Origin of the sequence: Streptomyces sp. HUAS 15-9 (assembly GCF_025642155.1) — a bacterium.
GTDB lineage: Bacteria > Actinomycetota > Actinomycetes > Streptomycetales > Streptomycetaceae > Streptomyces.
The window spans coordinates 3798166-3823743 of the sequence record NZ_CP106798.1 but is presented as its reverse complement, the minus strand read 5'-3'; the positions used below and the strand labels follow the sequence as shown (position 1 = coordinate 3823743).

23 protein-coding genes and 1 pseudogene are annotated in these 25578 nt (G+C 70.8%); 14 read left to right on the top strand and 10 right to left on the bottom strand.

Annotated elements, in window-relative coordinates; translation table 11 throughout:
• Nucleotides 1–78: 78 nt before the first annotated feature.
• Nucleotides 79–2559, top strand: coding sequence for a tetratricopeptide repeat protein (locus N8I87_RS17490; protein WP_263209883.1), 2481 nt, complete (start codon nucleotides 79–81; stop codon nucleotides 2557–2559).
• Nucleotides 2560–2562: 3 nt separating this feature from the next.
• On the opposite strand, the gene N8I87_RS17485 is transcribed toward N8I87_RS17490, so the two are convergent.
• Nucleotides 2563–2751, bottom strand: coding sequence for a DUF397 domain-containing protein (locus N8I87_RS17485; protein WP_263209881.1), 189 nt, complete (start codon nucleotides 2749–2751; stop codon nucleotides 2563–2565).
• Nucleotides 2748–3560: a helix-turn-helix domain-containing protein gene (locus tag N8I87_RS17480; protein WP_263209878.1), complete on the bottom strand. Its 813-nt coding sequence runs from the start codon at nucleotides 3558–3560 to the stop codon at nucleotides 2748–2750. The genes N8I87_RS17485 and N8I87_RS17480 overlap by 4 nt, the downstream gene beginning before the upstream one ends.
• A 111-nt stretch (nucleotides 3561–3671) precedes the next feature.
• Between N8I87_RS17480 and N8I87_RS17475 the strand changes: the two genes are divergently transcribed.
• The 5 genes from N8I87_RS17475 (at nucleotide 3672) to N8I87_RS17455 (ending at nucleotide 7510) form a co-directional block, all read left to right on the top strand.
• Nucleotides 3672–4079, top strand: coding sequence for an ATP-binding protein (locus N8I87_RS17475; protein WP_263209876.1), 408 nt, complete (start codon nucleotides 3672–3674; stop codon nucleotides 4077–4079).
• 200 nt (nucleotides 4080–4279) lie between these two features.
• Nucleotides 4280–5839, top strand: coding sequence for an RNA-guided endonuclease InsQ/TnpB family protein (locus N8I87_RS17470; protein WP_411577241.1), 1560 nt, complete (start codon nucleotides 4280–4282; stop codon nucleotides 5837–5839).
• Entirely contained in the window at nucleotides 5811–6038 is a 228-nt protein-coding gene (locus N8I87_RS44375; protein ID WP_411577240.1) for a hypothetical protein, read from the top strand. Before N8I87_RS17470 ends, N8I87_RS44375 begins: the two co-directional genes overlap by 29 nt.
• Entirely contained in the window at nucleotides 6026–6217 is a 192-nt protein-coding gene (locus N8I87_RS17460) for a hypothetical protein (protein WP_263209874.1), read from the top strand. The genes N8I87_RS44375 and N8I87_RS17460 overlap by 13 nt, the downstream gene beginning before the upstream one ends.
• A 174-nt stretch (nucleotides 6218–6391) precedes the next feature.
• Nucleotides 6392–7510 carry an ADP-ribosylglycohydrolase family protein gene (locus N8I87_RS17455; protein ID WP_263209872.1) on the top strand — a complete coding sequence of 373 codons (1119 nt, stop codon included), beginning with the start codon at nucleotides 6392–6394 and terminating at the stop codon, nucleotides 7508–7510.
• 24 nt (nucleotides 7511–7534) lie between these two features.
• Here N8I87_RS17455 and N8I87_RS17450 read toward each other — a convergent pair whose 3' ends face one another.
• Entirely contained in the window at nucleotides 7535–9082 is a 1548-nt protein-coding gene (locus tag N8I87_RS17450) for a sodium:solute symporter family protein (RefSeq protein ID WP_263209869.1), read from the bottom strand.
• Nucleotides 9083–9311: 229 nt separating this feature from the next.
• Entirely contained in the window at nucleotides 9312–10097 is a 786-nt protein-coding gene (locus tag N8I87_RS17445) for an SDR family oxidoreductase (RefSeq protein ID WP_263216518.1), read from the bottom strand.
• 97 nt (nucleotides 10098–10194) lie between these two features.
• Between N8I87_RS17445 and N8I87_RS17440 the strand changes: the two genes are divergently transcribed.
• Both N8I87_RS17440 and N8I87_RS17435 read left to right on the top strand, forming a co-directional pair.
• Nucleotides 10195–11034 (top strand): hypothetical protein, encoded by an 840-nt coding sequence (locus N8I87_RS17440; RefSeq protein ID WP_263209867.1) that lies wholly within the window; start codon nucleotides 10195–10197, stop codon nucleotides 11032–11034.
• A 142-nt stretch (nucleotides 11035–11176) separates the two neighbouring features.
• Nucleotides 11177–11806, top strand: a complete 630-nt coding sequence (locus tag N8I87_RS17435) for a glycosyltransferase (protein WP_263209865.1) — start codon at nucleotides 11177–11179, stop codon at nucleotides 11804–11806.
• A 58-nt stretch (nucleotides 11807–11864) separates the two neighbouring features.
• Here the strand turns inward: N8I87_RS17435 and N8I87_RS17430 are convergent, their stop codons facing one another.
• The gene (locus tag N8I87_RS17430; RefSeq protein ID WP_263209863.1) at nucleotides 11865–13811 is read right to left on the bottom strand and encodes a DUF8823 domain-containing protein; all 1947 of its coding nucleotides are present in this window, start codon (nucleotides 13809–13811) and stop codon (nucleotides 11865–11867) included.
• 197 nt (nucleotides 13812–14008) lie between these two features.
• A complete protein-coding gene (locus N8I87_RS44370) occupies nucleotides 14009–16303 on the bottom strand; it encodes a D-alanyl-D-alanine carboxypeptidase (RefSeq protein WP_411577379.1) in 2295 nt (764 codons plus the stop codon).
• A gap of 1630 nt (nucleotides 16304–17933) precedes the next feature.
• Here N8I87_RS44370 and N8I87_RS17420 point away from each other — a divergent pair.
• The 3 genes from N8I87_RS17420 to N8I87_RS17410 all read left to right on the top strand — a co-directional run bounded on the left by N8I87_RS17420 (nucleotide 17934) and on the right by N8I87_RS17410 (nucleotide 20192).
• Nucleotides 17934–18689, top strand: a complete 756-nt coding sequence (locus N8I87_RS17420) for a GOLPH3/VPS74 family protein (protein ID WP_263209861.1) — start codon at nucleotides 17934–17936, stop codon at nucleotides 18687–18689.
• A gap of 263 nt (nucleotides 18690–18952) precedes the next feature.
• Nucleotides 18953–19810, top strand: a complete 858-nt coding sequence (locus N8I87_RS17415) for a helix-turn-helix domain-containing protein (RefSeq protein WP_263209858.1) — start codon at nucleotides 18953–18955, stop codon at nucleotides 19808–19810.
• A gap of 190 nt (nucleotides 19811–20000) precedes the next feature.
• The gene (locus N8I87_RS17410; protein WP_263209855.1) at nucleotides 20001–20192 is read left to right on the top strand and encodes a DUF397 domain-containing protein; all 192 of its coding nucleotides are present in this window, start codon (nucleotides 20001–20003) and stop codon (nucleotides 20190–20192) included.
• 334 nt (nucleotides 20193–20526) lie between these two features.
• Here N8I87_RS17410 and N8I87_RS17405 read toward each other — a convergent pair.
• The 3 genes and pseudogenes from N8I87_RS17405 to N8I87_RS17395 all read right to left on the bottom strand — a co-directional run.
• Nucleotides 20527–20771: pseudogene (locus tag N8I87_RS17405) on the bottom strand (GyrI-like domain-containing protein); the annotation flags it as partial.
• 89 nt (nucleotides 20772–20860) lie between these two features.
• Nucleotides 20861–21367: a glutathione peroxidase gene (locus N8I87_RS17400; protein ID WP_263209852.1), complete on the bottom strand. Its 507-nt coding sequence runs from the start codon at nucleotides 21365–21367 to the stop codon at nucleotides 20861–20863.
• Nucleotides 21354–22394, bottom strand: coding sequence for an ArsR/SmtB family transcription factor (locus N8I87_RS17395; RefSeq protein WP_263209851.1), 1041 nt, complete (start codon nucleotides 22392–22394; stop codon nucleotides 21354–21356). The genes N8I87_RS17400 and N8I87_RS17395 overlap by 14 nt, the downstream gene beginning before the upstream one ends.
• A gap of 102 nt (nucleotides 22395–22496) precedes the next feature.
• Here N8I87_RS17395 and N8I87_RS17390 point away from each other — a divergent pair, with 102 nt between their 5' ends.
• The gene (locus N8I87_RS17390) at nucleotides 22497–23708 is read left to right on the top strand and encodes an MFS transporter (RefSeq protein ID WP_263209849.1); all 1212 of its coding nucleotides are present in this window, start codon (nucleotides 22497–22499) and stop codon (nucleotides 23706–23708) included.
• Here the strand turns inward: N8I87_RS17390 and N8I87_RS17385 are convergent.
• Entirely contained in the window at nucleotides 23632–24480 is an 849-nt protein-coding gene (locus N8I87_RS17385; RefSeq protein WP_263209847.1) for a slipin family protein, read from the bottom strand. The two genes, N8I87_RS17390 and N8I87_RS17385, sit on opposite strands and share 77 nt — an antisense overlap.
• Nucleotides 24481–24630: 150 nt before the next feature.
• On the opposite strand from N8I87_RS17385, the gene N8I87_RS17380 reads away from it, so the two are divergent.
• On the top strand, nucleotides 24631–24981 hold the full coding sequence (locus N8I87_RS17380; RefSeq protein ID WP_263209845.1) for a PadR family transcriptional regulator: 351 nt from the start codon (nucleotides 24631–24633) through the stop codon (nucleotides 24979–24981).
• An 8-nt stretch (nucleotides 24982–24989) separates the two neighbouring features.
• Nucleotides 24990–25262 carry a DUF8825 domain-containing protein gene (locus tag N8I87_RS17375; RefSeq protein ID WP_263209843.1) on the top strand — a complete coding sequence of 91 codons (273 nt, stop codon included), beginning with the start codon at nucleotides 24990–24992 and terminating at the stop codon, nucleotides 25260–25262.
• Nucleotides 25263–25578 lie beyond the last annotated feature (316 nt).

Here is a 25578-nt window from a genome sequence, read left to right as displayed (position 1 = left end):
TCCCTGCCCGGCCCGCCGCGTGCCGCTCGGATTGAGCCAGAATGGCGGGGTGTTGGCTCCGGATGAGGGGACGGACGGATGGCGCAGGCGCGGCCGTCGATGCAGGAGCTGATCGCACGGCGCAGGCGTGCCGGTTTCGTGGGGCGTGGCGCCGAACGGGCCGCGTTCCGGGCGAACTTCGGAATTCCGCCCGAGGACGAGCGACACCGCTTCCTCTTCCATGTGCACGGTGACGCGGGCGTCGGAAAGACCTTCTTGGTTCGGGAGTTGGAGCAGATCGCCCGGGAACTCGGCGCGCCGACCGTGTATGTCGACGAGGGCGCCGGGAGCGTGCCGGAGACGATGGCCGTGATCGGCCACCAACTCGCCGCTCAGGGGCACCGGTTGAAGGAGCTGGACCGGATGCTGGCCGCGCACCGCGAGCGCCGGCACGAGGCGGAGGCGGCCGCCGTCGCCGTATCGGAACCGGACGAGCCGTCGGCGGGCAGCCTGGCGCTGGCCCGGGCGGGCCTGGTGGGCCTCGGCCTCGTCCCGGTGGCCGGCGCCTTCGCCCCCGCCCTGGACGCGGACCGGATCGCGCAGGGCGCGGACCGGCTGCGGGCCGGACTCAGCGCGCGCTTCCGCAATCAGGAGGACGTACAACTGGTGCTGTCCCCGGAGCGGGTGCTGACGCCGGTGCTGCTGGGCGAGTTGACCGCGGTCGCGTCGGCGGTCCCGTGGCTGGTCCTGTTCTTCGACACCTACGAACGCACCGGGCCGTTCCTCGACGGCTGGCTGCACGAGGTGATGACCACCGACCGGTACGGGGTCCTGCCCGCCGACGTCGTCGTGGTGACCTCCGGCCAGCGCCCCTTCGACACCGCCCGCTGGGGCGGCTTCGCGGACTTCATGACCGACGTGCCGCTCGGGGCGTTCACGGAGGCGGAGGCGCGGGGGCTGCTGGCGGACCGGGGGGTGCGGGACGAGCCGGTGGTCGCCGAGGTGCTGCGGCTGACGGGCGGACTGCCGGTGCTCGTCTCCACGCTCGCGCAGGCCCGGCCCGCCGGTCCGGACGACGTGGGCGATCCGAGCGCGGACGCCGTGGAGCGGTTCCTGAAGTGGGAGCGGGATCCGGTACGGCGCCGGGTCGCCCTGGCCTGCGCGCTGCCCCGGCGGCTGGACGCGGATGTGTTCCGGGCGGTGGTGGACTGCGAGGAGTCCGAACTCGACTCGCTGTACGGGTGGTTGAGGGGACTGCCGTTCGTCGACGGGCGGGGGGAGCGGCTGCGGTACCACGATGTCGTACGGGCGCCGATGCTGCGGTTGCAGCGGACACGGTCGCCGCGGGGGTGGGCCGAGCGGCACGGACGGCTCGCGGAGGTGTTCGGGCGCTGGCGGGAAGAGGCCGAGGCCGGGCTGGACCTCCTGCGCCGGTGGGCGGACGCCGACTGGCGGGAGCTGCGGCTCGCGGAGTCCTACCACTCCTTGTGCGCGGCGCCCCGGGCCGCGCTGCCCGTGGTCCTGGCCGATGTCGTCCACGCCTGCGGGCAGGGCGACGAGGTGGCGCTGCGCTGGGCGCGGGTCCTGGCCGAGGCCGGTGAGGACGCGGACGCGGAGGCCGTGCGGACCTGGGGGAGCGGGCTGGCGGAGACGCTCGCGGGGAGCGGGCCGGCCGAGGCGCTCCGGCTGCTCCTTGATCGCGCGCGGGGCGACGAGCCGTGGCGGGCGGAGGCGATGGCGCTGCGGGGTGACGCCTTCGCGCGGGACGGCGATCACGAGAGGGCGCTGGAGGAGTACGACCGTGCCCTCGCCCTCGACCCAGACCTGGTGCGGGCGCATCGCGCGAAGGCCGCGACCCGGGGCGGACTGGGGGACTACGAGGCCGCGGTCGCCGGTCTCGACCGGGTGGTCGCGCTGGAACCGGACAACCCGTACAACGTCATCCTGCGTGGTGAGTACCACCGCCTTCTGCGCCACCACGACGAGGCGCTGCGGGACCTGACCGAAGGCATCCTCCGTGACCCCGCCAGCGAGTTCGCCCGGGCCTCGCGCGGCGCCGCCCACGAGCGTGCCGGGGATCTCGACGCGGCGCTGGCGGACCTCGACCGCGCGCTGGAGCTCAAGCCGGACTATGCCTGGGCGCTCGGCCGCCGGGCCCGGGTCTGGCGCGGCCTCGGCGACCACGACCGGCAGCTGGCCGACCTCGACCGGGCCCTCACCCTCTGGCCCGACTGGGGCTGGGGGCACTGCGAACGGGGTGACGCGCTGCGCGTGGCCGGTCGCGACGAGGAGGCGCTCGCCGACTACGAGCGCGCGCTCGCCATCGACCCCGAGTACGCGTCGGCATACGCGAGCCGGGGGGTGTCGCTGTCCAGCCTCGGCCGCCACCGCGAGGCCCTCGCCGATCTGGACCGGGCCCTGGAGCTCAACCCCTCCTACCCGTGGGCCCTGTGCCGGCGGGCGGAGGCGCACCTCGGACTCGGGGACACGGAGCGGGCGCTGGCCGACGTGGCCCGCGCGCTGGAGCTCAGCCCCGACTACGCACCGGCCCGCACCCTGCACGACCGCCTCACCGGTTGACGCTCAGCGCCCCGCGAACGTCACGAAGTCCGCCCACGAGGCACCCGTGAACGCGAGCCGCGCGCCGTCCCTGTCCTTGGAGTCGCGGACGTGGACGGTGGGGGCGGCGGGGGCTATGGCGATCTCGACGCAATCAGGGCCGTCGTTGCTGCTGTAGCTGCTCTTGAACCAGTGCAGGGTCGCGGGGGTCATGTCTCTTCTCCCAGTACTTTCCCGATGAAGGCCTGTGACTCCCGGGGCGTGAGAGCCTGCGCCCGGATCATTCCATAACGCATCTCCAGGATCTGGACCTCGCGCGGATTGCTGATCACACGACTGTGCAACTGCGCCTCCGAGTGCCCCAGGGTCTTCCCGTCCCGGAGCTTCAGCAGCCGGATCGGCCCGCCCATGCCCGCGTGGTCCTCGCGGTCCGTCGGCATGATCTGGATCTCGACGTGCCTCAACGCGCTGATCTCCAACAGGTGTTCGAGCTGTTGCCGCAGAATCATTCTGCCCCCGATGGGCCTTCGCAGCGTCACCTCTTCCTGGACAAAGGTGAGGAGCGGCGCGGGCACGCGATCGAAGACGCGCTGCCGCGCCATGCGTGCCGCGACGTGCCGCTCGATCTCGTCCTCCGGGTACGCGGGCCGCCGCATCGCGTACAAGGCCCGTGCGTATTCGGGCGTTTGCAGCAGGCCGTGCATGTTGTGGCCGGCGTAGGCGCCCAGTTCGACGGCGTCGTCCTCCAGCTTCGCCAGATCCCGGACCTTCTTCGGATAACGCGCCTTCTCCACGTCCTCCTTCATCGCGGAGAGTTTCCCGCCCGCCCCGACCACCTCATCGGCCTTGTCCAGGAAGTCGGGCTTGGGAATCCTGCGCCCGCGCTCCACCGACGAGACCATCTCCTCGCCGTAGCCGATGGCCGCCCCGAGTTCCGGCTGCCGCAGTCCGGCGGCCTCCCGCCACATCTTCACCTGGCGCCCGACCGTCTTGAGTACGGCCTCGGCCTCCTCGTCCTCCACGCTTCCCTCCCGATGTACGAGCCGTACGATCACGCGGACCACCCGGACAGCGACGCTACGTACCGGGGTCGCTGCTGTTCAGCGTAGGGACGGATGGCCACTCTGGGTGACATGAACCAGAAATCCCACCTCCGGATCCAACTGTCCGCCACTCGAAGGGGTGCTCGACTCGCCCGGCTGTTCACGGAACGTCAACTGGACGAGTGGGGAGTGCCGTTCGAGGGGGCCGCGCATGTGGTGGCGGAGCTGGCGTCCAACGCCGTACTCCATGGACGCGTCAGCGGACGGGACTTCCGGCTGGGGCTGAAGCTGCACGACGACGGCACCCTGTGTATCGAGGTGACCGATGCCCGGGGTGACCGGATCCCGCGAATCCAGGATCCGGCGGCAGGGGACGCGGAAACCGGCAGGGGGTTACGGATCGTGGCGGTGTACGCGGACCGTTGGGGCGTGGACGAGGCACCCGCGCACGGCAAGACGGTGTGGGCCGAACTCGTACCGGGTCGCGACGAGGCGTGACCCGGCGGTTCCCGACGTCAAAAGACCAAAGAACCGGGGAAAGAACCGAACCCACCCCCACCGCCCCCGTCGATCACCCGCCGGAGTGAATATGCCTAACTCGGCTGGCGTGGCGAGCCGGTTGTGGTGCAGCGTCAGCCGCAACAAGCCCGCATGATCACGCTATGTGCTGCCAGGGGGTCGGCATGTCACGTTTCCGTATGTACCCGACGAGCGAGCAGGCGAGCATCATGCTCGAACACTGCGCGCACGCCCGGTACGCATGGAACCTTGCGGTCGAGCAGCACTCGCACTGGAAGCCAGGCCGGAAGTCCGCGCCTGGCTTCGCCGAGCAGTGCCGCCAGCTCACCGAGGCCCGGCGTGACAACGCATGGCTACGCGCGGGCAACGCCGATGTCCAGCAGCAGGCACTGAAGGACTTCGCCAAGGCCAAGACCGCCCGGTTCACCTCCGGGTTCGGTGAGCCGACCTGGCGTAAGAAGTACGTGCATGAGGGCTTCCGTGTCATCGGGACCGACCGAGTACCGGAGTTCGAGGTGGACGGCTCGCGGAAGCTGAACGCCAGGACCGGCAAGCAGGTCATGGGCCGCTCGGTGGTGGTGCACAAGCTCAACCGCCGGTGGGCTCAGGTGAAAGTGCCAGGATGTGGCTGGGTCCGCTTCCGCCTCACCCGGCAGGAGCTGCCTCAGGCGAAAACGTTCCGCGTCACCTTCAAGAACGACCAGTGGCACATCGCGTTCGCTATCGTCCCCAAGCCGATCCCGACCCCGAAAACGGGCGAGATCATCGGGATCGACAGAGGCGTGAAGATCACCGCCGCCCTGTCCGACGGCCGACGGCTGAACTGCCCCCAGCTCACCGTCAAGGAGCGTGCGCAGATCCGCAAGCACCAGCGTCGGGCGGCGCGCTTCCCGAAGGACAGCGACGCCAAGACCACCGAGTACGCCAAGGTAGCCAAGCTGAAGGCGCGTGAGGCAAACCTGCGCAGGGACTGGTGCGAGAAGACCTCGACGCTGCTCGCACGGTCGTACGACCTGGTGCGGTTCGAGAAGCTGAACATCAAGAATATGACCGCCTCGGCGAAGGGGACCATTGAGCAGCCCGGCACGCGCGTGCAGCAGAAGGCCGGGCTGAACCGGGCCATCCTTGCCCAGGGCTGGGGTCTTCTGCGTCGGCGGACCGGTGAGAAGGCCCCCGGCCGCGTCGAGGACATCCCCGCCCCGTACACGAGTCTGCGCTGCTCCGCATGTGGATGGATCGAGAAAAACTCGCGCAAGAGCCAAGCCGAGTTCGTCTGCGTGTCCTGCGGATTCGCCTGCAACGCCGATGAGAACGCAGCAAACAACGTCGCGGCAGGACAGGGCGGGATTCCCCGCCCCGGCGATCAGCCGGTGCCGGAGGGACAACAGCGGCCACCGGCCGTTCGAGTGTCCGTGAACCTCAACCCACCTAGGTTGGAATCCCCCTCTTTCAAGAGGGGGAGGATGTCAACGGTACCGTACGAGGACCGAGCCACCCGCACCGGAGGTCACCGTGAGCGCCCAGACCGACGGCCCGTACGGACCGCTGATCCCCATGCCCGAGCTCACGCCGGACGCGCTGCGGGTGGCGGTTGCGCGTATCGCCCCGAGCCGTGTCCCGGCCCTGACGCAGCACCTCTTCGAAGCCACGACGAACGCACAGCAGACGCAGAGCCTCGCGCCGCTGCGAGCCTTCGTGCACTCCTGGGCCGTGTTCGTGGCGATCGAGCGGCATCCTGATCGCGCCGCCCGGCTGCGTGAGCTGGAGCACATCGTGGACGCGGGGGAGCAGGACCCGGCAGCGGCCATCACCGAGATCCGCTCGATCCGGGAGGCGGCCGAGGCGGAGGCCGGACTGGGACGGACTGGGCCTGGGACTACAACCCCGGTGCCGAGTACGTCATGGGAGGCCTGCCGACGGGAGTCGTGGCGGAAGTAGAACGGCTGGCTGCCGAACTGGCCGCGCTCGGTCGCGACTCCGTCAAGGTGGGCAGGCCACTCGACCGGGAGGGCGGCCTGCGTGAGTTCGACATCCTGGGTGGGCGCGGCTTCATCAGTTTCCTGCCCGTACCGCGCCATGAGTGCGTCTACGTCTGCAACATCACCTGGTACGGCTGACGCCGGACTCAGCCGCTGACCGCCTCTCCGGGCACGACCGGACGTGCGTCCAGGAACACCCATCGGTGTACGGGAATGACCGGGCCGGGATGATTTGCCCCCGTGAATCGATCGTCCTCGGTCGATTACAGTGCTGAGCGTCGTACGTACGGACGCCGCTGTGGGGAGGTCTCGATGGGGGCGACATCCGGCGCCGTCTGGGGCCGTGCCGAGCAGCAGGACTTCCGCAGCAGGGTGCGCGGCACCCTCCTCGGCGCCGCCGTCGGGGATGCGCTCGGTGCCCCGGTCGACGGGCTCACCATGGAGGAGATCCAGGCGTCGTACGGCGTCGAGGGCCTCGTCGACCTCGCCCTGGCCTACGGCAGACGCGGCGCCGTGACCCATCACACCCAGCTGAACCTGTTCACGGTGGACGGGCTGATACGCGCCCAGGTCCGCCGTGACACCGGCGCCTGGCATCCGCCGACCGATCTGCACCGGGCGTATCTGCGCTGGGCGGCCACCCAGCGGGACTGGGGCCCGGACGAGCGCCGCAAGGACGACGGCTGGCTGGCCCGCGAGGAGTGGCTGTACGCCCGCCGCGATCCGTCGCGTGCGCTGCTGATCGGCTTCGGCGACGAGAACATGGGCACGCTGGAGGCCCCCAAGAACCCGGGCGAGCAGGGCCCGGAGGCCGTCGTCCGCTCGGCACCCTTCGGACTGCTGGTCGGCTGGGAATCACAGCTGGTGCTGCAGCTGGCGGTGGAGTGCGCGACCCAGACCCACGGTCACGCCACCGCGTATCTGTCGGCGGGCGCGTACGCCGTGATCGTGCACGCGCTGGCCCGCGGCGACAGCCTGGACGGCGCCGTGCAGCGCGCGCTCGCCCTGCTCGCCGTCCGCCCCGGCCACCAGCCCGTCTCCGACGCCCTCCAGCACGCGCTGGGCACGGTGCGGCAGGGGATGCCCGGCCCGGCGCGGGTGGAGGAGCTGGCGGGCGACGGGGCCGCGGACGGCCTGCTGGCCGCCGCCGTGTACTGCGCGCTGGTGGGGGAGGACGTACGGCACGGCCTGTGCCTGGCGGTCAACCAGGCCGGCCCCTCCGGCGCCACGGGTGCGCTGACCGGCGGTCTGCTCGGCGCCCTGCACGGCGAGACGGCCCTCCCGCCGGCCTGGCTGGCCGAACTGGAGGGCCGCCCCACGATCCTGGAACTGGCCGACGACTTCGCGATGGAGATGACCCAGGGCCCGGCGCTGCACGGTCCGGCGGGGGCGGCTCCGGGGTGGCTGGCGAGGTATCCGCGAGGGGCGTAAGCCCCACGCGGTGGCCACCTGTGGTTACGCGGGTTCCGTCTCCGCCGTGGCCGGCACCGGGGCCGCCGCCCCGTCTCCGTCCGTGTTGATCCGCTCGATGACCGCGAGCCGCTCCGGGGTGTCCTCCGGCTTCAGGTAGCCGATGAGGATGTACAGGACCAGGGAGACGGCCAGCGGTACGGACACCTGGTACTGGAGCGGGACTCCGCCGTCGACGTTCCAGTTGATCGGGTAGTTGACCAGCCAGAAGGCCAGCAGACCCGCCGCCCAGCTGGTGAGCGCGGCCGTCGGGCCGGAGCGGCGGAACGGGCGGAGCAGGCCCAGCATCATCGGGATCGCGATCGGGCCCATCAGACCGGCGACCCATTTGATGACGACGGTGATGATGTCCTTGAACGTGGGGGAGTTGACCTGTGTCGCCACCGACATCGACAGGGCGAGGAAGACGACCGTGGTCACCCGCGCCGCGATCAGCCCCGACCGCTCGTTCCAGGCCCGGGCCCGTGCCGAGAGCACCGGTGCCACGTCCCGAGTGAACACCGCGGCGATCGCGTTGGCGTCGGAGGAGCACATGGCCATGGTGTGGGAGAAGAAGCCGACGATGACCAGGCCCAGCAGGCCGTGCGGCAGGAGCTGTTCGGTCATCAGGGCGTAGGAGTCGGAGCCGTCGGGCTTGTTCGCGTGCACCAGCAGCGGTGACATCCACATGGGGAAGAAGAGGATCACCGGCCAGACCAGCCAGAGGGCCGCCGACAGGCGTGCGGAGCGGGTGGCCTCCCGTGGGCCGGCCGTCGCCATGTAGCGCTGGGCCTGGTTGAGCATGCCGCCGTTGTACTCGAAGAGCTTGATGAAGAGGAACGCGAGCAGGAAGACGGTGCCGTACGGGCCGACCAGCGGCTTGCCGTGGCCGTGCAGCGCGGGCTCGTCCCAGGCGCCGAGGAAACCGATGTTCTTGTCGTCGAGCTTGGCGACGACCGCGACGAACATCGACAGTCCGGCGAGCAACTGGATGACAAACTGGCCGAGTTCGGTCAGCGCGTCCGCCCACAGGCCGCCGATCGTGCAGTACACGGCCGTGATGGCGCCGGTGATGAGGATGCCCTGGTTCAGCGAGACGCCGGTGAAGACCGACAGGAGCGTCGCGATCGCGGCCCACTTCGCGCCCACGTCCACGATCTTCAGCAGCATGCCGGACCAGGCCAGGGCCTGCTGGGTGGGCAGGTTGTAACGGTTCTTCAGATACTCCAGCGGGGATGCGACATGGAGCCTGGACCGCAGCCGGTTGATGCGCGGCGCGAACATCTTCGAACCGATGGCGATGCCGAGCGCGATCGGGAAGGACCAGGTGACGAAGGAGGTGACGCCGTAGGTGTAGGCGATGCCCGCGTATCCGGTGAACATCACCGCGCTGTAGCCGGACATGTGGTGCGAGATGCCGGACAGCCACCAGGGCATCTTGCCGCCGGCCGTGAAGAAGTCGCTGACGTCGTCCACGCGCTTGTGCGACCAGATGCCGATCGCGACCATCACGCCGAAGTAGGCGATGAGCACGGTCCAGTCGAGAGCGTTCATATGCCCCCCTTCCAGGGTCCGCCTTGTGAACTCCGCCCAGCTGGCTGGCACTTCGCATAAGCGGAGCGGGGACGGGGAAGGCCGCGAAGTGCCCGCTCATCGTGGGTGCGGTTACGCGAGCACGACAAGCAAGCGGAAGGTCAAGAGCAAGCAAAAATGTTCCACTTGCTGACCTTGATTCACCTATATGAACAGCTGCGGGAACGCCTCGACCGGCTGGGAGCACCCCTCAGCGCATCAGCTCCCCGGCGTTGACCAGCAGGGACTGCCCGGTGATGGCCCGTGCGCGGTCCGAGGCGAGGAACACCGCCGCGTCCGCCACGTCGCCGTCCGTCGCCAGTTCGGGAAGGGCCATCCGGGCTGTCAGGCGTTTCAGGACCGTCGCCTCCGGTACGGACTCCGTGTGGGCGGTGAACTGGACGTACGCCTGCACCGGTGGGCCCCACATCCAGCCGGGCAGGACCGTGTTGACGCGGATCCGGTGCGGGCCGAGTTCCTGGGCCAGGGAGTACATCGTGCTGGTCAGGGCGCCCTTCGAGGCGGCGTACGCGGCCTGCTTCACCTGTGTCGGTGCGGCGATGGCCGACTGGGTCCCGATGAAGACGACCGACCCGCCGCGCTCCTTCAGCGCCGGCAGGCAGGCCCGGGTCATGCGCAGCGACCCCAGCAGATTGACGTCGATGACCGACTGCCAGGTCGCGAAGTCCGCGTCCTCGACACCGCCGAAGTAGGAGTCCCAGGCCGCCACATGCACCACGGCATCGATCGCCCCGAACCGCTTTCGCGCCAGCTCCGCAAGCGCCTCGCACTGCCCCTCGTCGGTGATGTCCGTCGTCCGGTACGCCGTGTGCGCCCCGGCCGGATCGATCTCGGCCGCGCTCTTCGCGAGGTTCGCCTCGGTGCGCGCCCCGAGCACCGCGTTCCCCCCGTCCCGTACGACCGCCGCCGCGACCTGGTGGCCGAGACCCGCCCCGACCCCCGAGACGACGACGGTCTTGCCCGCGAGCAGTGACATGGCGACCTCCCGGCCCTGGCGCTTCATCTGACGGTCCGTCAGAGTATGGGCGAGCGCCGGAGGACGGAAGAGAGCGCGGAAGCGGAAGGGGAACGGCATGAGCGAGGAGACCCGCAGCGAGCGGTACGCCGAACTGGCCGCCGTCGGCCCGTACGGCGTCCGCCCCGGCCACGCCCTGATCACCATGGTCGAGCCGCACCCCGGCCATGAGTACGCCTACAACCGCTGGTACGAGGACGACCACTACTACGCCGGCGCGATGGCCATGCCCTGGATGTACGCGGGCCGCCGCTGGGTGGCGACCCGGGACCTGCAGCTCCTGCGCTACCCGGAGAAGTCCGCGATAGCCCGGCCCGTCACCGCCGGCTGCTACATCTCGACGTACTGGATCACCGACGGCCGCTACGACGACCACATGAAGTGGACCGTCGCCATCAACAAGCGCCTCAATCGCGACGCCCGCGTCTACCAGGACCGCACCCACGTCTTCACGGCCTTCCAGGACCACGAGGCGACGGTCTACCGCGACGGCGCGGCGGGACCGAGGGACTTCCACGCCCTCGACCATCCCTATGCGGGACTGGTGGTCGAGGTCATCGACGCCGAGTCCCCCGAGCGGCGTGCCGAACTCCTGGAGTGGCTCCGCACCCGGCACCTCCCGAAGCGGGTGGAGGGCTCCCCGACCGCCATGGTGACCGTCTTCCGCCCGACCCCACTCCCCGGCGATCGCATGACCTATGTGAAGCAGGTCGAGGGCGTCGACACCCGGCTCACCCTGCTGTGGTTCCTCCAGCACGATCCCCGCGAGAACTGGCGCGAGCACTTCGCGGACCTGGACACGGCAGTGGCGGCCTCGGGACTGGGGAGCGTGCAGCTCGTCGCCCCGTTCGTCCCCACGGTGCCCGGGACGGACCGTTACGTGGACGAGCTGCGGTGAACGCTCCGGCGGCGATCAGCCCTTGTGCGGGGTCGAGGACCTCGCGCAAGGGCTCATTCGTGACTGCGTGATCATTCGTCAGGAGTACTTGCCCCACTGACAGTTGTGTCCCGACGGCGGTTTGCGCAGGTGTTCGGCCTCCTTGCACCAGGCACACCATGTGCTCGTCCTCGGCCGCACCGACGACGTGGTCCTGAAGGGCCTGGACATCGCCGCCCGGGCCGTGGCCGTCGTCGCGGACAGGTACAGCACCGCCGGGCTGCTCGTCCGCGGCGCCCTGCGGGACCAGTGCGGCGCGCTGCACGGCGAACAGGCCGGGCTGTCCGGCCTCGCTCGCGAACGCGTCGACGTACGCGCCTACTCCGTCGACCCCGCCGAACTGCACCGCGACCTCGGCCGCTCCGCGGTGTGCGTCATGCCCTCCTGCGTCGAAGGACTCGGGCTGGTCCCCCTTGAGGCGATCGCCGCGGGCACCCCCGTCCTGGTGAGCGCCAAGTGCGGATCCGCCGAGCTGCTGCGCGAGCTCCTCGGGCGCAACGCCGAGCCGATGATCGTCGACGTCCACGATCACCAGCGCCGTGACACGGCGGCATGGGCGGCGGCCATTGACGGCATCCTGGGCGACCTGCCCGCCGCCCTCCACTTCGCCGACCAGGTCCGTGGCCAACTGGCGGGCAGGCTGAAGTGGAGCGACACCGTGGCGACGCTGACACGCGCGCTGCGGAACGCTGACAGGCAGGACCCGGCCCAGGCCGTGTACCGGCCGGCGTAGGCGTCACCGTTCGGCCTTCGGGGGCGGCAGCCCCCAGCGGGCTCGCACCGGCCGACGGTCACCTGAGTTCGTCCGGGCACGGAGTGCCTCGTGGGAGTTGGTAGGGCGCGGCCAAGTGGTACGTACCGGCCTTGGGGGCCAGCAGCATCGTCCACTTGTCCCCCTGCGCGTCCTCCCGCGTCTCCATCAGACAGCCGTTGACGTTGTCGTACGACTTCGGCGTGCCGTCGGCGCGGTGCTTGGAGGCCTCGGTCTCCTGGGGCGGCTTGAGGCTCTTGCCCTGGGCGTCGACGATGCTCAGCCACGGCGAGTACGGGATCCGGATGAGGATGCGGCCGGCCCGGCGGACCTCGATCGTCAGCTCGCCCTGCTCGGCGCGGTCGACCACCGCGTCGGGCTCGGCGAGCGGCGCCGGGTCGGTCACCTTGAACAGCTGCCAGTTGGCGTCGCCCCAGATCTGCTTCAGATATGGCATACCGCGCCGGACCAGGGTCCGCTCGCGCTCGCCGCCGTCCCCGTCCGGATCGTCCTTGGGCAGCACGACGAAGTGGACGGCCCAGCGCTGGAGCCATTCGTGGTAGTTCGCCGAGTTGAGCGTGTCGTCGTAGAAGAGCGGATTGCGCTCCATGTCGGCCTGGCGGTTCCAGCCGCGGGCCAGGTTGACGTACGGCGCGAGCGCGGAGGCCTCGCGGTGGGAGCGGGCCGGGACCACCTCGACGCGGCCCTTCTCGGCGCCGACCTCCTGCAGCTCGTTCACGAGCGGGGCCAGCTCGCGCGCCCAGGACGCCGCCGGGGTCGTATGGATGATGTCGTCGACCGACTTGAAGCCGATCCAGCCGACGGTCCCGAGGAACGCCAGCACGATCGTGTACCACTTGCGCGAGCGCGGCACCGCGAACGGCAGCGCCGCGATCAGCGTCACACCCGCGAACAGCATCGGCAGCCGCGAGATGTTCGACCCGATCTGCGAGCTGACCAGCCAGACCAGCACCACCCCGATGCTGAAGACCCCGGCGGTCAGCCGGACGGTCCGCCACTCCTTGGGGACGAGGAAGAGGCACAGCAGCCCGTACAACAGCGGCAGAATCACCGAGAGGATCGTCATCGGCTGGGTGCCGGAGAAGGGGAACAGCAAGGCCGAGACGGCGACGACCGCCGACGGCGCGAGCCCCAGCGCCCAGGCGCCGGGCCGCCGCTTCTGCAGGAAGAGCGCCGCCGCGATCAGGCCCACGAACAGGCCCGCGACGGGGGAGCCCATGGTGGCGAGCGCGGCGAGCGGCGCGGCGACCAGCGCCTTCGCCCACCGTTTGTGCCGCCAGCGGTACGGCCAGCAGAACACGGCCGCGACCGCGCCGAGCGCGAACATCGTGCCGAGACCGAAGGTCACCCGGCCCGAGACCGCGTTGCATATCAGTGCGAAGACCCCGGCCAGCGCGGCCCACAGCGGGTTCTTCACGACCCGGCTGCGGATGAGGATCAACGTCAGCAGGCCCGCCGAGACCGTCCCGGCGATCATCATCGTCGTACGGACACCGAGGACCGACATCAGATACGGCGACACCACGCTGTACGACACCGGGTGCATCCCGCCGTACCAGGCGAGGTTGTACGCCGAATCGGGGTGCCGGCCGACGAACTCGGCCCACGCGTCCTGCGCCGCGAGGTCGCCGCCGCTGTTGGCGAACGTGAAGAACCAGATGATGTGCAGCACACCGGCCAGCGCGGTCATGGACAGCACCGGATGGAGCAGCAGCCGCTGCCGAAGCGGCTCGGCGGCGGCGAGCAGCCGGGCCCGTCTGCCGGTGGGGCTGGCGCTCGGGCCGCACGCACGACGGTCGCCGCGGCTGTCGTCAGGGCGGTCGTCGTGGCTGTCGCCAGGGCTCTCGTCGGGGCCGTACGACCCGGTGCCGTGACCGTCCGTGTCAGCTTCGGGCAGGCGTATTCGCGGGCCGGATCCCGGGCCCGGATCGGCGTCGTCGGCGCGTGTCGGCTCCGCTGTGGCCACCTGAAGGCACTCCCCGTGTCCCGTCTTCTGTTCTCGGCCGTGTCCCTTGGTGTTCCCGGCCGCTTCTCGTCCAGTTCGCGGCCGGGTCCCGCTCACCGGCGACCTGCCCCGATTCGTGACGCTAGCACGCACCCCGCCGCGGGGCTCCCGGGTGGGGGCTCCGCGACGGGGTGCGGTGACGGACTGTGCCGTATGCGTCAGCCGAGACGGGTCAGCTTGCTGCCGAAGCCGGGCTCGGTCAGGTCCTCCTTCAGGGCCACCGGGACCTGCACCGCGCCGGTCTTGCCGTCACCGACGGTGAGTGTGCCGACCTTGGTCCCGGCCTTCGCGGTGTGCGGGACGGTGTCGGAGGCGAAGGACAGCTTCACCTTCAGGCCGGCCCAGCCGACGGCGGTGACGTCCTCGGTGACGACGACCGGGGTGTGCCCGTCGAGGCCGTCGTCCACATACCCGACCACATCGCCCTTCTTCACGGTCTTCGCCGACGTGAGCGCGTCCTCGGCGGCGAGCAGCGCCGTCTTGCTGACCGCGTTGACCGTGTCGAGGATCGACGGCTTGTGCTGGCCGAGGATCGCGCCGACGACGGTGACCGTCTCGCCGCCGACCTTCTTGCGGGCGGCGAAGAGGAGGTTGCCGCCTGCCGCGGTGGTGCTGCCGGTCTTGATGCCGATCGCGCCCACGAGGTAGGGGAGCTGGTTGTAGTTCGGCCAGTTGTGTCCGGAAGGGTCCTTCCAGCTGGCCGCGCTGGTGATTGCCACGAGGGCCGGGATCTTCACGACCGCGTTGCCGAGCTTCACCTGGTCCCCGGCCGTGGAGACGGTGCTCTCCTTCAGCCCGGAGGGGTCGGTGTACGTCGTCGCCGTCATCCCGAGCTCCTTGGCGGTGGCGTTCATCTTCTTGACGAACGCCGCCTCGGAGCCGCCCGCGTCCCAACGGGCCAGCAGACGGGCGATGTTGTTCGCGGACGGGATCATGACAGCCGACAGGGCCTGCCTCAGCGTGAGCTTGTCACCGGCCTTGATGCTGTTGAGCGTGGACTCGCCGGTCTTGTCGTAGCCGCCCTCCTTCTCGGCGGTGGCGTCGACGGTGATGGTCGGACCCTCCTCGCCCGCCTTGAGCGGGTGGTCCTTCAGCACGATGTACGCCGTCATCGTCTTGGCCACCGAGCCGATGGCGACGGGCGTCTGCTTGCCGAAGCTGTCCATCGTGCCGATGCCGTCGACGTCCATCCAGCCCTGGCCCTCGGAGGGCCAGGGAAGGGTGACCTTGCCACCGTCGAACTGGTACGACTCCTCGGCGGTCAACGCGAGGGCGGGGGCGGGCAGGGGGCGCAGAGCCTGTACGACCGCAAAGATGATCACCAGCAGGATGACCAGCGGGGTCCAGATCTTGACCCGCCGCACGATCGTCCTGACCGGGGTCTCCGGCGGCGGGGGCGTGTTCGTCAGCTCGGCGAGCAGGTCGAGCGGGAGCTTGGGCGGGAGCGGCTGCTGGGTGGTGCGCTCGGGGCCGACCTGGGGGACGGCGGTGGTGACGTCGGCGGGTGCCTGGGCCGGCGGCTTCGGCTTGCGGGTTGCCGGGTCGTCGAGGGGCTTGAGCGCGACGAACTTGCTGGTGCGTTCGGCGTCCGCCGGCTCGGTGGGCTTCGGCTTCGGGGTGCCGCCCAGCTTGAGCATGGTGGTCGGCTGGTCGACCTGGGGCTTGGGCCTGGGCGCCTTGAAGACGGCGGTGGGGTGGTCGACGGGGGGCTTGGGGGTCTTGGTGGATTTGGGGGCGTCGGTGGGCTTGGCGTCGGCCTCGGCTCCGCCTTCGGCCTTGCGGTTCCCACCCGCACCACCCGTGCGGCTCTCGTCCTTGGGTGCGGGTGGCCCCTGCGGGGCGTCCTCGCCGTCGGCGGGTCGCGGGTCGCGGGGGGTTCGGGGGTCGGGCGTCGACTTCGGGGCGGAGCCCTTCGCGTCGGCATCCGCCTTCGGCGCGGAAGCCGACTCGGCGTCAGCGGCCTCGACGGCAGCGTCATCGGCACCGGGACGCTCGTCCTCGCCTTCGACCCCGCCGCCCGCCTCCGGGGCTTCGCCGTCCTCGGGCTCGGACTCGGCGCGTGCCTCGTTGCCGGTCTCCGAAGCCGGGGCGGCGTCGCCGTCCTTGGCCTCTGGGTTTGCCTGCGCCGCGCTGCGGGCGTCCTGGGGCTCGGTGTCGGCCTGTGCCGTGCCGCGGTCGCCCTCGGGCTCGGACTCGGCGTGCGCCTCGTCATCGGCCTCCGAACCGAAGGCGGCCCCGCCGTTGCCCTCGGAGTCGGCCTGGGCCACCGCCTCGTCGTCCTCGGCCTCGGCCGCTGCCGATCCGTCCTCGCCCTTGGCCTCGGTGTCGGCCGCTGACTCGTCCTCGTCGTTCGCCCCGGAGCCGGACTGTGTCGCTCCTTGGTCGTCGTCCTCGCCGTCGGAGTCGGCACTCGCCTCGTCCTCGGTCTCCGAACCGTGGGCAGCCTCGCTCACCTTGGCCTCGGGGTTTGCCTGCGCCGCGCTGCGGGCGTCCTGGGGCTCGGTGTCGGCCTGTGCCGTGCCGCGGTCGCCCTCGGGCTCGGACTCGGCGTGCGCCTCGTCATCGGCCTCCGAACCGAAGGCGGCCCCGCCGTTGCCCTCGGAGTCGGCCTGGGCCACCGCCTCGTCGTCCTCGGCCTCGGCCGCTGCCGATCCGTCCTCGCCCTTGGCCTCGGTGTCGGCCGCTGACTCGTCCTCGTCGTTCGCCCCGGAGCCGGACTGTGTCGCTCCTTGGTCGTCGTCCTCGCCGTCGGAGTCGGCACTCGCCTCGTCCTCGGTCTCCGAACCGTGGGCAGCCTCGCTCACCTCGGTCTCGGGGTTTGCCTGCGCCGCGCTGCGGGCGTCCTGGGGCTCGGTGTCGGCCTGTGCCGTGCCGCGGTCGCCCTCGGGCTCGGACTCGGCGTGCGCCTCGTCATCGGCCTCCGAACCGAAGGCGGCCCCGCCGTTGCCCTCGGAGTCGGCCTGGGCCACCGCCTCGTCGTCCTCGGCCTCGGCCGCTGCCGATCCGTCCTCGCCCTTGGCCTCGGTGTCGGCCGCTGACTCGTCCTCGTCGTTCGCCCCGGAGCCGGACTGTGTCGCTCCTTGGTCGTCGTCCTCGCCGTCGGAGTCGGCACTCGCCTCGTCCTCGGCCTCCGAACCGTGGGCAGCCTCGCCCGCCTCGGTCTCGGGGTTTGCCTGCGCCGCGCTGCGGGCGTCCTCGGGCTCGGTGTCGGCCTGTGCCGTGCCGCGGTCGCCCTCGGGCTCGGACTCGGCGTGCGCCTCGTCATCGGCCTCCGAACCGAAGGCGGCCCCGCCGTTGCCCTCGGAGTCGGCCTGGGCCACCGCCTCGTCGTCCTCGGCCTCGGCCTCGGCCGCTGCCGATCCGTCCTCGCCCTTGGCCTCGGTGTCGGCCGCTGACTCGTCCTCGTCGTTCGCCCCGGAGCCGGACTGTGTCGCTCCTTGGTCGTCGTCCTCGCCGTCGGAGTCGGCACTCGCCTCGTCCTCGGTCTCCGAACCGTGGGCAGCATCGCCCGCCTCGGTCTCCGAAACCGCCGCAGCCTCACCCCCCTTGGCCTCGGAGTTCCGGGCGTCCTCGGGCTCGGAGTCGGCCTGGGCCTCCTCGTCGGGCCCGACGGAGCCGCCCGTGCGGACCCACGTTGCCACCGCCGCGCGCAGGCGGCTGTCCTCGGCCTCCTGCTCGGGGCCTCCCGCGGTAGCGGGCACGTCCCGGACCGACAGGACACGGGTCGCCGTGTCCGCGGTGCGGCGGGACACCGCGAGACGCGGGTCGCGTGCCTCGGGAACCGGGCCCCCGCTCCCCGGCGTCGGTTCTGCCGACGACTCGCGCTGCTTCGACTTGTCGGGGGACTCGCCCGCCACCGATGCCTCCTCCATGTGCCGCACGCCCTCCGTGCCCTAACCGCAGTCCGGACCCCGCCTCCCCGACGCTGTCCGAACCATGTACCAGTGTCCTGTGTGCGGGATTGACCCATGCGGCTAGACGAGAACGACATACCTACCGGTTCCCTCACGAACCGGTCACGCACTCTCGACAGACCAATGTGAGAGGGGTCACCCTGTCATTCATCCACGCGGGGAGGCATGGATGGGCAGGAGCCGCAGAACAATTCCGGAGGAGCTTCTGCTGCTGGCATTGGACCCGGCCACGGGTACCACTGCGCAGCCGCAGTCGCTCGACCTCGGTCTGGCCGGAGCACAGCTAGTGGAGCTGGCGCTGGCCGGACGGATAGCCCCAGACGGGGATCGTATCGCCGTGGTGGTGCCACGGCCGACAGGAGATCCGACTCTGGACTGCGCGTTGGAGTTGCTGCGAAGGCGCGGCGCTCCGGTTCGCGCTGTCCACTGGATCGGCGGGCCGCGTCTCGGGCTCCGCCAGACGTACCTCTCGCATCTGGAGCGGTGCGGCATGGTTGCCGCCGTACCGGGGCAGATGTGCGGGGTACTGCCGACGACTCGTTACCAGGCGACGGACACCGCCATCAGCCGGGAGATCCGTTCCCGGCTGGATTCCGCGATCCGCACCGGCGTACCGCCGGACCCGCGGACCGCGGCGCTCGCCGCCCTGGCACACGCGGTCGGCCTCGGCAAGCACCTGTATCCGGGGAACGAGGGACGCTCGTCCCGCTCCCGGCTGCGGGACCTGATCCGGCACGACCCGATGGGCGGCCTCGTGGCGCACGCCGTGATGGACGTCCAGAACGGCGCGGTGGCCCAGCCACGCCGCAACCCGGCCTCCGCCGGCCGTCAGGCCGGACCGGGAGCCAGGGTCGCAGCGGAACCCGCTCGTGGCGTTCCGATGCAACCGCGCCACGGTTCCATGGCGCGCGCCGTGGTCCACTGAGCCGCAGCACCACGGCATCGCAACCGCACACACCGCACGACAGCCGCACCGTCAGTCCCCACAGACCCGGTTCGGGAGCCGCTGGCCGAGCGGGGCGATGAGACACCGTCTCACCGCCCCGCTCGGCTGCGTGTGCCCGAACTGACGCGTACGCGCCGCATATCCACCGTTTGCCAGCGGTAGTAAGCACCTTGGTGGCAGTCTGCTCAACAGCAGATACGCAAAGTGCCAGGTACAGGCAGGCAGCCGGAGGTGCACGTCCCGTGGCGTCCAATGTCAATCCAACCGTCAGGCGACGCCGGCTGGGCCAGGAGCTGCGCAGGCTCCGCGAGCTCAAGGGCATGACGGCCGAGGAAGTGGCGGAACGACTGCTGGTCTCGCAGTCGAAGATCAGCCGTCTGGAGAACGGCCGGCGCAGCATCAGCCAGCGTGACGTCCGTGATCTGTGCGGGGTGTACGAGGTCGAGGACCAGCGGGTCGTCGACTCGCTGATGGAGATGGCCCGGGACTCCCGGCAACAGGGCTGGTGGCATGCGTTCGGGGACATCCCGTACAGCGTCTACATCGGTCTGGAGACCGACGCCGAGTCGCTGCGGGTGTACGAACCCCAGCTGGTCACCGGGTTGTTGCAGACCCGCGCTTACGCGGAGGCCCTGGTGCAGGGCGCGCTGCCGGAGACCTCGACGACCGACATCGAGAAGCGGGTCCAGGTGCGGCTGCGGCGACAGGAACGTATCGCCGCCGAGAACAACCCGCTCCGGCTGTGGGTCGTACTGGACGAGGCGTCGCTGCGCCGGGTGGTGGGCAGCAAGCTGATCATGCGGGAGCAGTTGGAGCACCTCATCGAGATGTCCCAGCTGCCCCATGTCACCGTGCAGGTCCTGCCGTTCGAGGTGGGCGCGCATCCCGGGCTCAACGGCCAGTACGCGATCCTGGAGTTCGCCGACGCGGCCGACTCCAGCGTGGTGTACCTGGAGGGCGTCACCAGCGACCTCTACCTGGAGAAGGCGCACGATGTCCAGAGATATGCGGTGATGTACGAGCACTTGCGGGCACAGTCCCTGAATGTGGAGCAATCCCGGCAGTACATCGCAGACGTGGCCAAAGAGTACGCCCGTTGAGGGGTCTCCCGCGTGAAGCGCCGGATCGTATACCGGTGTAACGCTCCAGCGGAAGACCCGCCTGGAATATGTCATCCGGTCGAGTGAACGGCCACTCCAGGAAGGGATGTTGCCGAGTAGCGTCGATCACGCCAATCGATCGACATGGTTGGCGTGAATCGCACTACGGCAACTCGCTACAGGAGTGGAAATGGCACTGCTTCAGGGCGCCACGGAGACGTGGACCAAGTCCTCCTATTCCGCAGGGAACGGAGCCTGCGTCGAGGTCAAGTCGGCCGCGGCCGTCGAACTCGCCGTGCGTGACTCCAAGGTCGCACAGGGCCCGGTCCTCGCCTTCCCCGCCGACGCCTGGAACGCCTTCGTGGCCTCGGTCAAGGCTTAGGGGGCTCCCTGACCCTCGCCAACAAGCCCCGGACCGACACACGACAACTGCACAAGCACCACCCAGAGCCCTCTCGACCAGCCCGCCGTCCTTGCCGAGGGGGCTCGACCTCTTTTTTGGGGCTCGGTTCGCCTCCGGGGCGCCTCAGCCGGTGTCGGGGGGCCGATCGTGCTCAGCCCTTCGGGCCTCCGCGCTCCCCCAAGCTCTCAACTCCGTTCGAGCAGGGGGGACCCCCATGCCCCCCGACACCGGCGCGCCCCTTCGGCTCCCTCGCCGTAGGTGGCCGTTGGGCAGCACACCGTCCAAGCTCCTGCTCCTGTCCCAACCCCCGCCGTCACTTCACCGGAAACGCCACATCGCACACCGGGTCCTCCGCCCCCGATGCCTCCAGTCCGCGAAGTACACCTCCCGGCACGGGCCGGCCATCTCCAGGCCCTGACCGGACATCCACTCCTCCACCGCCTCGAAGGCGGCCAGGATCTGCGGATGGGCCACCTGGGCCTTGGTGACGCGGGTGAACGCCAGCTTCTGGGCCGGCTCCACCCTCACCTTCGTCTCCCAGGTCCGCCCGTGCCGGGCAGCGTCCACTGCGCCATCCTCCGTCACCGGGCGCCTTCCGCCCGGTGACAAGGACGCTCACCCTTGCCCCAGGGGCAAGGTCAACCCGGCTAGGAGAGCTGGCCCTCCACCGCGGCCACGAGCTCGGCGGACTCCGGCTCGGTCTGCGGCGAGAAGCGGGCGACGACCTTGCCGTCCCGCCCGATCAGGAACTTCTCGAAGTTCCAGCGGATGTCCCCGTCGTGCCCCTCGGCATCGGCGAAGCCGACCAGACGGTCGTACAGCGGGTGCCGGCCCTCGCCGTTCACCTCGACCTTCTCGGTCAGCGGGAAGGTCACGCCGTACGTCGCGGAGCAGAACTCGGCGATCTCCTCGGCGCTCCCGGGCTCCTGCCCGAGGAACTGGTTGCAGGGCACGCCGAGCACGGTGAAGCCCTGCGCCGCGTACCGCTCCTGGAGCTTCTCCAGGCCGTTGTACTGGGGGGTCAGACCGCACTTGGAGGCCACGTTGACAATGAGCACCGCCTGGCCCGCGTACTGCGGCAGGTCCGCGGAACCGCCCCGGAGGGCGCCGATCTCGACGTCCAGTACGGAGCCGTTGTCGTCAGTAGTCGTCATAGGCGGATGCTAACTCCGGTAAGTGTCCCGGAGGTGACCGGTGTGCCGACGGCTCCCGGCCTCGGCTCCCTGCCTCGACGAGGACCTCGCCGGCCGCGGTGCGCGAGTACAGCACCGAGCGGCCCGCCCGCCGCCGTTCCACCAGCCCCGCGTCCAGCAGCACCTTCAGATGCCGTCCGACGGACCCGAGGCCCTGCCCGGTCACCGCGGTCAACTGGGTGGTGCTGAGCGGGGAGTCGAGCAGTACCAGTACTCCGGCCCGTGCCGTTCCGAGCAGCGCGCCCAGGCTCGCGGGCACGGGCGCGGCGCCGCCGTCGGCGAGCACGCCCGCGCACGGGTAGATCAGCGCGTACCTGTCCCGCTCCTCCCACGACACCCACCCGTGTCGCTGTGGCGTCACCGGGACGAAGACCAGTTCGGCACCGGAGATCTCGCGCGGCGGGTACTCGTGCCGGTTCACCTGGAGCCTGCTGTCCCCGAGCCACCGCGTCCGCCCCGGCCGGATCGAGTCCAGCGCGGCCGCCCAGCCGCCCCGGCTCACCTGTGCCGTCCGCGCGACCACATCGGCCTCCAGGACGCGCCGACGCCGCTGCCAGTACGGTCGTACGGTCTCCTCCCAGACGTACTCCAGGAGCGTGGCCGCCTGCTCCGGCAGGTCGTCCCGGTCCAGGGCGGCCGGCAGCGGTCCGGCCAGGGACACCCGCAGATGGGCGCGGGCGTCGGTGGGGTGGGCCGCACGGACCCGTGCCACGCCCTGCTCGAAGCTCTCGCCGTCCCGGGGTGTGGGCGTGAGGAAGTCGGCGATCCAGTCCGCGCCGAGGCCCGCGCGCACCAGAAGCGCGGTGACCGGGTCTGACGCCAGCCGGGCCCGGTAACCGGGCAGGTGGGCCCGCAGCCAGTCCCGCTCCCCGGGGTGAGCGCCCTCGGCCGCGTGCAGCAGCTTCAGGCACGCGAAGGTCTCGGCGACGGGGGAGAGGACGAACCGGCTGCTCGCGAGCGTGTCCGCGTCCACCTGCCACCAGCCCATCCGCGGCCCTCCCCACGATGTTCCCCGCAGCCTTCCCCGCGACCTTTCGCACCAGGGCGAAACAATAACGACCGCCCGCGCGGCCACCGCAGACTCCCCGGCATGCGCAGCTACCAAGTCCTGTTCCGCACCCCGGAGTTCACCCCGCTCTTCGTCGCCTCCGCCGCCCACACGGTGGCCCAGACGGTCGGCGGTCTGGCCCTCGGCACGCTCGTGTACCGGGCGACCGGGTCGCCGCTGCTGTCCGCGGTGAGCATGTTCGGCCCGTCGCTGGCCCAGGTCCTGGGCGCGGCTTTCCTGCTCTCGGGTGCCGACCGGCTGCCCCCGCGCGCCGCCCTGACCGGGATCTCCCTGGCCTTCGCGGCCGGTACGGCGTCCCTTGCCCTGCCCGGTCTGCCGGTCGGGGCGGTCTTCGCCGTCGTCCTGGTCCTGGGCCTGGTCGCCTCGCTGGGCGGTGGGGTCCGGTGGGGGCTGCTGACCGAGATCCTCCCCAGGGACGGCTATCTGCTGGGGCGCTCGGTGTTCAACATGATGAGCGGGATCATGCAGATCACCGGCTACGCGACCGGCGGCCTGCTGGTCGCCGTCCTCTCCCCGCGCGCCTCGCTGCTGCTGTCGGCGGCGCTGTATCTGGCGGCCGCCCTGGGCCTGCGGCTGGGCCTCACCGCCCGCCCGCCGAGGGCCGGCGGCCGTCCCTCGGTGTCGGCGACGTGGCGCGCCAACGCCGTCCTGTGGTCCGCCCGCCCCCGCCGCCTGACCTACCTGGGCCTGTGGATCCCCAACGGCCTGGTCGTCGGCTGCGAGTCCCTCTTCGTGTCGTACGACCCCGGCGCCGCGGGCACGCTGTTCGCCTGCGCGGCGCTGGGCATGCTGGCCGGGGATGTGACCGTCGGCCGGCTGGTGCCGCCGGCCGTGCGCACCCGGCTGGCGACCCCGCTGCTCCTGCTGCTGGCCGCGCCGTACACCCTCTTCGCGCTGCACCCGGCGGTCCCCGCCGCCGCGGTCTGCGCCGCCCTCGCCTCCGTCGGCTTCGGGGCGAGCCTGGTCCAGCAGGAGCGGCTGATGGCGCTGACTCCGGACGAACTCGGGGGTCACGCCCTGGGGTTGCACTCGGCGGGCATGCTGACCCTGCAGGGCGTGAGTGCCGCGCTGGCGGGTTCGGTGGCCCAGTTCACCTCGCCCGCGACAGCGATGCCGGTGATGGCGACGGCGTCGCTCGCGGTGACGCTCGCGCTGGCTACGGCTGCTCGGTGGCCTCGGGTTCCGGAGCCGGAGCGGGAGCCGGAGTCCGAGCCGGCACCGTCGGCGAGTTGAGGCCCGGGTCGAGCTTCTGCGCGGCCCGGTCGAAGTAGCGCAGCAGCTCCACCGGGAACGGCATCACGAGCGTGGAGTTCTTCTCGGCGGCGACCTCCACCACCGTCTGGAGCAGACGCAGTTGCATGGCCTCCGGGGTGTCCGACATGATCCGCGAGGCGTTGGCGAGCTGCTGCGCGGCCTGGAACTCACCGTCCGCGGTGATGACCCGGGCGCGCCGCTCGCGCTCCGCCTCGGCCTGCCGGGACATGGACCGCTTCAGGGACTCCGGCAGCTGTACGTCCTTGATCTCGACGCGGTCGATGTGGATGCCCCACTCGGCGGCCGGGCTGTCGATCATCAGCGCCAGCCCCTCGTGCAGCCGCTCGCGGTCGGTGAGCAGGTCGTCGAGGTCGCTCTTGCCGATGATGGACCGCAGCGAGGACTGGGCGACCTGGCCGACGGCGAAGACGTAGTCCTGCACCTCGATGGCGGCCCGCAGCGGGTCGGTCACCCGGAAGTAGACGACGGCGTCGACCTTGACGGACACGTTGTCCTTGGTGATGCCCTCCTGGGTGGGCACCGGCATGGTGACCACCTGCACGTTCACCTTCCGCATCCGGTCGGCGAACGGGATCAGGAAGGTGATGCCGGGATGACGGTACGACGGCAGCGCCTTGCCCCAGCGGAACACCACCCCGCGCTCGACCTGGTTGACGACCCGCATCCCACTGCGCAGTACGAGCAGGGCCAGCACGGCCACGAGCACGACTGCGACGACGGTGCCCTCCATGGCACTCCATTCTCCGACGGGACATTGAGACACCGGAGATGACACCGGCCGGGGTCCGGCGGATGCGGTGGGGCGCGTCAGGAGTGCGTAAAGAATCCCGACGCGCGGGCAGGTGGCTGTATATATCGGTAGCCGGTATATGCTCGACGTATGGCAGAGCAACCGTTGCGGGAGCCCACGCTCCTGCTCCTGACCGCGCTGGCGGACGCCCCCCGCCACGGCTACGCCCTGATGCAGGAGGTCGAGAAGATCTCCCGGGGCCGGGTCCGCATGCGGGCCGGCACCCTGTACGGCGCCCTGGACCGCCTGCTGAAGCAGGGGCTCGTCCGCGTCGAGAGCGAGGAGATCGTCGACAGCCGGATGCGCCGCACCTACGCCCTCACCGACGCCGGCTCCGTCCTGCTGGCCGCCGAGGCCGAGCGCCTGCGCGCCACCGCCGACGAAGCGGTACGGCGCCTGGGCGTAGCTCATGATGGCGTGCAAAATCAAACACGTGCTTGAATTTGGTCATGCGACGGTTTCCCGACGACCTCGTCCAGGCGCAGCAGGCGTGGAGCGCCACCTACCACCGACTCGCCGAGCGACCCGGCCGTACGGAGTTGCGCCGGCGCCTGTACCGGCTGTCGAGCGAGGTGCTCTTCCATCCGTACTGGCAGGAGCGGGGCCGGACCGCCGAGGCGTGGTGGGAGCTGCGGAACCTGCGGCGGGGGAGGAAGGAGCGGGAGGTGAGCCGCTTCACCCCTTGCGGCGACGGTGCGGGGCATGTCCGAGCTGCCACCTGACGCACCGCGGCTCCGGGCGATCCTCGCGTACCTCCAGAACAGATCGCACATAGCGACACCGTCGGCATCTACCTGCGTCTCAGCGCGACGTGGTACGGGAAGCGCTGGCCCGCGCCGAGGGCCGGTCGGCGCCGGGGAGTCCGCGGCCGAACGCGCCCGCACGGCATCCCGCCGTACCGCCCTCCTTCGCGCCGAACCGGGGTCGGCGGCGGTCGATGGGGTTGGGGGCTGCTGCCGTTTGACCGTGTACGAGTGCGCTTTGGTGAGCATGAGTGAGCGCCGACGCCTGGCAGCAGGGCGTGCGTACGGGTTTCCG

Coding starts and splice junctions, on each gene's coding strand:
- N8I87_RS17400 (WP_263209852.1), bottom strand. CDS start 21,367: ATGACGACTACTGACGACAACGGCTCCGTACTGGACGTCGAGATCGGC.
- N8I87_RS17375 (WP_263209843.1), top strand. CDS start 24,990: ATGCGACGGTTTCCCGACGACCTCGTCCAGGCGCAGCAGGCGTGGAGC.
- N8I87_RS17455 (WP_263209872.1), top strand. CDS start 6,392: ATGGGGGCGACATCCGGCGCCGTCTGGGGCCGTGCCGAGCAGCAGGAC.
- N8I87_RS17420 (WP_263209861.1), top strand. CDS start 17,934: ATGGGCAGGAGCCGCAGAACAATTCCGGAGGAGCTTCTGCTGCTGGCA.
- N8I87_RS17485 (WP_263209881.1), bottom strand. CDS start 2,751: ATGACCCCCGCGACCCTGCACTGGTTCAAGAGCAGCTACAGCAGCAAC.
- N8I87_RS17490 (WP_263209883.1), top strand. CDS start 79: ATGGCGCAGGCGCGGCCGTCGATGCAGGAGCTGATCGCACGGCGCAGG.
- N8I87_RS17385 (WP_263209847.1), bottom strand. CDS start 24,480: ATGGAGGGCACCGTCGTCGCAGTCGTGCTCGTGGCCGTGCTGGCCCTG.
- N8I87_RS17380 (WP_263209845.1), top strand. CDS start 24,631: ATGGCAGAGCAACCGTTGCGGGAGCCCACGCTCCTGCTCCTGACCGCG.
- N8I87_RS17470 (WP_411577241.1), top strand. CDS start 4,280: ATGTACCCGACGAGCGAGCAGGCGAGCATCATGCTCGAACACTGCGCG.
- N8I87_RS17395 (WP_263209851.1), bottom strand. CDS start 22,394: ATGGGCTGGTGGCAGGTGGACGCGGACACGCTCGCGAGCAGCCGGTTC.
- N8I87_RS17410 (WP_263209855.1), top strand. CDS start 20,001: ATGGCACTGCTTCAGGGCGCCACGGAGACGTGGACCAAGTCCTCCTAT.
- N8I87_RS17475 (WP_263209876.1), top strand. CDS start 3,672: ATGAACCAGAAATCCCACCTCCGGATCCAACTGTCCGCCACTCGAAGG.
- N8I87_RS17445 (WP_263216518.1), bottom strand. CDS start 10,097: ATGTCACTGCTCGCGGGCAAGACCGTCGTCGTCTCGGGGGTCGGGGCG.
- N8I87_RS17440 (WP_263209867.1), top strand. CDS start 10,195: ATGAGCGAGGAGACCCGCAGCGAGCGGTACGCCGAACTGGCCGCCGTC.
- N8I87_RS17390 (WP_263209849.1), top strand. CDS start 22,497: ATGCGCAGCTACCAAGTCCTGTTCCGCACCCCGGAGTTCACCCCGCTC.
- N8I87_RS17450 (WP_263209869.1), bottom strand. CDS start 9,082: ATGAACGCTCTCGACTGGACCGTGCTCATCGCCTACTTCGGCGTGATG.